At 62.0% G+C, this 5077-nt stretch carries 4 protein-coding genes; all 4 read right to left on the reverse strand.

The genetic code is table 11. The features are described 5' to 3' along the window. Positions 1-174 precede the first annotated feature (174 nt). From LAT62_RS15830 to LAT62_RS15845, 4 genes are read right to left on the reverse strand one after another with little or no spacing between them, the layout of a single operon-like run. Positions 175-939 carry a FadR/GntR family transcriptional regulator gene (locus LAT62_RS15830; protein WP_293386115.1) on the reverse strand — a complete coding sequence of 255 codons (765 nt, stop codon included), beginning with the start codon at positions 937-939 and terminating at the stop codon, positions 175-177. A 17-nt stretch (positions 940-956) separates the two neighbouring features. Beyond that, a complete protein-coding gene (locus LAT62_RS15835; protein ID WP_293386117.1) occupies positions 957-1979 on the reverse strand; it encodes an ABC transporter ATP-binding protein in 1023 nt (340 codons plus the stop codon). After that, entirely contained in the window at positions 1976-3907 is a 1932-nt protein-coding gene (locus tag LAT62_RS15840; protein WP_293386119.1) for a dipeptide/oligopeptide/nickel ABC transporter permease/ATP-binding protein, read from the reverse strand. Before LAT62_RS15840 ends, LAT62_RS15835 begins: the two co-directional genes overlap by 4 nt. A gap of 8 nt (positions 3908-3915) precedes the next feature. Next, complete coding sequence (locus LAT62_RS15845; RefSeq protein ID WP_293386121.1) at positions 3916-4875, reverse strand: ABC transporter permease; 960 nt, start codon at positions 4873-4875, stop codon at positions 3916-3918. Between the last annotated feature and the right edge of the window lie 202 nt (positions 4876-5077).

Raw genomic sequence — 5077 nt, forward strand, 5'->3', positions numbered from 1 at the left:
CCCTATGGGGCCACTTCGTGGCCCATCGCGCACGGGGTGCGCTCCTACTGTGTCAATCTCTACCTCTGCGCGGCCAAGGCACGCGCCTACAGGGCGGCACTGCTGTAGGCGCTGCGGTTCGACGTCTCGACTTGCCTGCGCTCACCGTCGACTGTCCTCTGTCGACTATATTCGTCAGTGAAACCGATCGAGCACGATTGTCTCCTGCGCCTCCATCAGCGCCTCGGCGCGCAGCATGTGCTCACGCATGATCTGGCGCACGGCGGGTTCGTCTTCGCGTTTCAGCGCTTCCAGCAACTGCATCTGATAGTGCTTGCCGGTTTCCCAGAGCTCCGGGTTGGGCAAGTCGTAGATGTCGTGGCACAGGCGCAAGTTCTTCAGCAACCCGAGCAGAAAGTGGCAAGTAAAGGACAGGATCGGATTGGGGCAGAGGGACACCAGAACCTCATGAAAGCTCAGCTCTGCAAGGCGAAAGTTGTGCTCTTCCTCCTGCGTTGTCGGCGGCGCATGGTAAATGGTCATGGTGGTTTGCAGCCGATCGAAATCTTCCTGTGTCATGCGCCCCACCACACTGGCCGCCATCTCCGGCTCCAGGTGCACCCGCAACTGGTAGATGTCGTGGATGGTGATGTCCTTGAAATAGAAATAGTTCGAGAGCAGCGACATGGCGTGATCAGGCGGCACATCAGCCACGAAAGCGCCGCCGCCAGGGCCGGTGCGAGTGACCACCAGGCCTTGTGATTCGAGACCCTTGAGCGCCTCCCGGATGGTGCCCTTGCTGGCGTTGAACTGCTCCAGCAGGTCCTTCTCCTGCGGCAGACGGTCTCCCGGCCGCAGTTGGTGTTCAGTGATCCAGTCCTTCAGTGATTCCATGACGGAATCGGAACGCTTGCGCTCCTTTCGGGGCGCTTTTTCCGGGCGCGGGGCTGGTCTGGTCATGATGTCGGGTGGGTACCTCAGGCTGGTGACTCACCCGCCGGATGATAACATGCCACCTGCTGCCCGTCCTGACGCCGGGTGTCCAACTCCGGGTCGCTTTGCCTGCACTGGTCCGACGCTGCAGAGCAACGGGGTGCAAAGGCGCAACCGGTAGGCGGATGAAAGGGGTCGGGCAGTTCCGCATTGACCTCTTCATCGGGCAGTGTGCCGTCGCGCGCGCCGGGCACGCTGTCCAGCAGCAGCCGGGTGTAGTGGTGCTGGGGGTTGTCAAACAGCGCCCGCGTAGGGCCCGTCTCAACGATGCGCCCGAAATACATGACCGCGACCCGGTCACACAGGTTGCGTACCACACCCAGATCGTGGCTGATGAATACATAGGTCAGGTTGAACTCACGGCGCAGATCCTGCAGCAGATTGAGCACCTGGGCCTGTACTGACACATCCAGTGCCGAGACCGGCTCATCCAGCACCAGCACCTCCGGCTCGGCCGCCAGAGCGCGGGCGATGCCGATACGCTGCGCCTGACCGCCCGAGAACTCGTGGGGATAGCGGTGCAGAAACTCAGGCCGCAGATTGACGGCCGCCATCAGTTCCTTCAGGCGTTCGGTGCGTTGTTTCTCTGTCATGCCACGCAGGTAGTAGAGGGGGGCAGAGAGAATCTCGCGGATCGTCTTGCGCGGGTTCAGGGAGCTGATCGGGTCCTGAAACACATACTGGATCTTGCGCGCCAGCACCGTGCGCCTGATGGGCTTGCCCGGCTCGGCCAGAGGCTCCTCACGCAACGTGATGCGGCCTTCGGTCGGGGATTCCAGTCCCACCAGCATACGTGCCACGGTCGACTTGCCGCAGCCGGATTCACCGACAATACCCAGTATCTCGCCCGGCCTGACCTCGAAAGACAGGCCGCGCACCGCATGCACAGCCGGCAAGGGTCGACCCAGCAATGAGCGCCCGCCACCAAATTGCTTGATCAGGTCGGTGACCTGCAGCGCCGTATTCGTGGTCTCAACAGGGGCGCTTGTTTCGCTAGCCATAGTCATGCGCTTACCTCCCGCGCGAAAATGCAGCGTGCGTGATGGCGTTCGTTCAGGGTGTCCAGTTCAACAGGTGCAGCCCGGCATTGATCCGTGACCTGATCGCAGCGGTCGGCAAACTTGCAGCCCACCGGCAGATTGCTGACCTGTGGTGGCAGGCCGGGGATCTCCGCCAGTCGGCCACCCTCATAGTCAACACTGGGTACACAGCCGATCAGGCGCTTGGTGTATGGGTGCGCCGGTCTGGCCAGTATTTCCTCGACCGGGCCGATCTCGACAATTTCACCGGCGTACATGACCGCAACCCGATGGCAGATCTGCTTGACCACACCGAAGTCGTGGGTGATGAACATCAGGCTGGCCTGTTTCTCCTCACGCAATCGGTTAAGCAGTTTCAGTATCTGCGCCTGCACGGTGACATCGAGCGCCGTCGTCGGCTCATCGGCAATGATCAGTTGCGGATCATTGGCCAGCGCCATGGCAATACTGACGCGTTGCCGCATCCCGCCCGAGAGCTGGTGCGGATAGGATTTCGCCCGCCGAGCTGCGTTGGGCATGCGGACTTCCTCCAGTCGTCGGACGGCTTCCTGCCAGGCGGCCCGATAGCTCAGCGGGCGATGCGCCCGAATGGCTTCGACCAGTTGGTCACCGACCGTGAACAACGGGTGCAGAGTCGACAATGGGTCCTGGAAGATATAGGCCAGTTCACCGCCACGATAGCCGCGCAGTATCGGGTCAGAGACACCGAGCAGGTTCTGGCGCTGATAGTTGACCTGTCCGCTCTGGATGATGCCGGGCGGGGAAGCCACCAGGCCCAGCAGCGACATGGCGGTAACCGACTTGCCCGAGCCGGATTCACCGATGATCCCCAGACACTCACCGGGCTCTATATGGAAGGTGGGGCCGTTGACGGCCTGATGCACCTGACCGTCCAGATGAAACTCGGTGCGCAGGCTATCGACTTCCAACAGGCCTTTGGGCTCTCCCTTTGGCTGCTGGCGCGCTGCAGGAGCGGTGCGGGTGCGGGCTGCCGGGCGGCGCAGCGCGCCGGCTTTGAGTCGGGGGTCCAGAGCATCTCGCACGCCGTCACCGAGCAGATTGATACTCATCACCAACAGGAAGATCATCAGGCCGGGAATGGTCGCGACATGGGGGGCGGTCGAAATCAGCCGCCGACCTTCGCCGAGCATGGAACCCAGATCAGCCTGTGGTGGCTGGGCGCCAAGCCCGAGAAATGACAGGCCGGCTGTTTCCAGAATCATCCAGCCGACCGTGGTCGACATGGTGATCACGATGACCGGCAGCACATTGGGCAGAATCTCGGTGAGCAGAATTCTGGCGTGCCCCTTGCCGGACAGCAGGGCGGCATCGACAAACTCCCGGTTGCGCAGGGTCACGGTGACGCCGCGCACATTACGCGCAAAGAAGGGGATATTCACGATGGCGATGGCATAGAGCGCATTCAGCAGACCAGGCCCGAGCACAGCGACAATGGCCAGGGCCAGCAGTATATAGGGAAAGGCCATGACCATGTCGATACCGCGCATCAGGATGTTGTCGACATGGCGCCCGAAGTAGCCCGCCAGAATACCCAGCAGTGAGCCGACGGAGGCCGCCACCAGTGTGGCGGAGATACCGACTGACAGCGATACCCGGGTACCCCAGAGGATGCGCGCCAGGATATCCCGGCCCAGGTGGTCGGTGCCCAGCAGGTGGCCATCCGAGCCGGGTGGCAGCAGGCGATTGCCCAGTGCGGTCTGATTCGGGTGATGGAGGGGCAGCCAGGGCGTGATCAATGCCAGAATACAGACGGCGATCAGAACAATCAGGCCTGCTGCTGCCAGTCGATTGCGCAGCAGCAGTTTCAGCGGAGAGGTGCGGCTGTGGCGCTGGCCGAACCAGCGGGCGAGGGGCAGGGCATTACTCATACTCATGAAGCGACTCATGCGGTGACCCTCGGATCCAGAATGAATTGCACCACATCGGCGAGCAGGTTGAACACCACATAGGCTGCGGCCACGACCAGCACGCCTCCCTGCACCAGCAACAGGTCGCGCTGGGAAATGGCATTGACCAGCATGCTGCCGATACCGGGCCACTGGAAGACCGTCTCCACATAGACGGCGCCACCGAGCACGAACCCGGCCTGAATGCCGATCACGGGTACCACGCTCACCATGGCCGCCTTGAAGGCATGGCGGTAGATGACACGGCGTTCATGCAAACCCTTGGCGCGGGCAGTGCGGATATAGTCCTGGCGCAGCACTTCCAGCATGCTGGCGCGGGTCAGGCGGGCAATGACACCGGTGGCGATAAAGGCCAGCGTCGAGGCGGGCAGAATCAGGTGGCGCAGCAGGTCGGGCAGGTCGTCTCCGCCCCACATGGAGTACATGCCACTGGCCGGCAGCCAGCGCAGATCAACGGCGAAGAACATGATCAGCAGCAGGCCCAGCCAGAAGGCGGGCATGGATATGCCGATCAACACGACAAAGGTGATCATCTTATCGGCCAGGCCGTACTGGCGGCTGGCAGAGATAATGCCGGCCAGCAGGCCGAAGAGGGAGCACAGCACCAGAGCGGTGCCGGCGAGAATCAGGGTGGCGCCAAAACGCTCCGAAATGATGTCGAGCACTGCGCGGTTCTGGGCATAGGAACGACCGAAGTCACCCTGCAAGATATTGCTCAGCCAGGTGACATACTGCATGGGCAGGGGTTGGTCCAGCCCCAGTTGGACATTGATGCGGGCCACATTTTCCGGGGTCGCGTAGGCGCCCAAAATGGCCTGTGCCGGATCACCCGGAATCAGGGCCATGATCAGAAAAACGATAATGCTCAGCCCGAACAGCACCGGGATCATGAGCAGCAGGCGCTTGCCGATGTAGCGCCAGAGCTGGGTATGCATGACAGAATCCTCTGCTGAGGCGGCTATCGCCGCAAGCGCAGGCAAGCCAGCGCCTACAGGGACGCCACCCTGTAGGCGCGTGCCTTGGCCGCGCTTCTATCCTCTAGGGTTTGCTCACATCCCGCAGTTCCAGCAGGAAGGACGGCTGCAGACGGAAGTTCTGTACCTGATCCGTAGCCACGGCATTTTGCTGCCAGTTGGC

The sequence above is a fragment of the Natronospirillum sp. genome, assembly GCF_022565775.1.
Classification (GTDB): domain Bacteria; phylum Pseudomonadota; class Gammaproteobacteria; order Pseudomonadales; family Natronospirillaceae; genus Natronospirillum.